Below are 1,076 nucleotides of genomic sequence, written 5' to 3' on the forward strand. Positions count from 1 at the left end.
CTAGGTATAAAAATGCCGGACATTGGTGACACATGGGTCTCCGACTACTACGGAGATCTCTCATGCCTCCTTCGTTGCAACAGCAGCAGGATCGTCAGGCCCAGCGACGTCTGGCGGTCCTGCGCCATGCCGAGGAAGTCACCGGGAACGTCGCGCTCACCTGTCGGTACTACGGGATCAGCCGCAACTGCTTCTACCGGTGGCAACGGCGTTACCGGGAGGAAGGCATCGAGGGCCTGCGTGACCGTTCCAGTGCCCCGCACCACAGCCCGAACGCCACCGATGCCGACGTCGTGAACAAGATCGTCTACCTGCGGCAGAACTACCACTTCGGCCCGCTGAAGATCCAGATGTATCTCAAGCGGTACCACGACATCGACATCGCCTGCTCCGCCGTCTATCGCATCCTCAAACGGCTGGGCCTGAACCGGCTGCCCGCCTCACAGCGCTACCAGCGTCACGACAAGCGCTACACCCGGTACGAGAAGCAGCTGCCCGGCAACCGGGTCCAGATCGACGTGAAGTTCATCGAACCGATCGGCGTACCGGGCCAGCCCCCGTCCCCGGACGCGGTCCCGATCACCGGCAAGGCCCCCAAGGTCCGCCGCCGGGCCAAGTACTACCAGTTCACCGCGATCGACGACTGCACCCGGCTGCGTGTCCTGCGGATCTACCCCCGGTGCGATCAGAAGACCGCCGTCCAGTTCCTGGACTACGTCCTGGAGCGGCTGCCATTCCGCATCGAGGTGATCCAGACCGACAACGGCGCGGAGTTCCAGTCCGCCTTCCACTGGCACGTGCTCGACAAGGGCATCGCCCACACCTACATCAAGCCGGCGTCCCCGCACCTCAACGGCAAGGTCGAACGCTCACACCGCATCGACGCCGAGGAGTTCTACCGCATGCTCGCCGGCGTCGTCATCGACGACACCGGCGTACTCAACGACAAACTCCGAGAATGGGAGGACTACTACAACTACGACCGCCCACACGGCGCTCTCGGCGGCCAGACACCGTACGAACGCCTCAAGCAGAAGACCCAGACCCGGATGTAACCAAGCTCCGGCAGATGCACA

Annotated in this window: 1 protein-coding gene; it reads left to right on the top strand. The window is 63.3% G+C overall.

The window, feature by feature from the left end:
• Positions 1 to 62: 62 nt before the first annotated feature.
• Positions 63 to 1,055 (top strand): IS481 family transposase, encoded by a 993-nt coding sequence (locus P3T41_RS36880; RefSeq protein ID WP_280695028.1) that lies wholly within the window; start codon positions 63 to 65, stop codon positions 1,053 to 1,055.
• Positions 1,056 to 1,076: the final 21 nt, after the last annotated feature.

Origin of the sequence: Kitasatospora sp. GAS204B, from assembly GCF_029892155.1 — a bacterium.
In the GTDB taxonomy this organism is placed as follows: domain Bacteria; phylum Actinomycetota; class Actinomycetes; order Streptomycetales; family Streptomycetaceae; genus Kitasatospora.

What these genes read in the sequence shown, in the direction of transcription:
- P3T41_RS36880 (WP_280695028.1), top strand. Translation starts at nt 63, where the DNA reads ATGCCTCCTTCGTTGCAACAGCAGCAGGATCGTCAGGCCCAGCGACGT.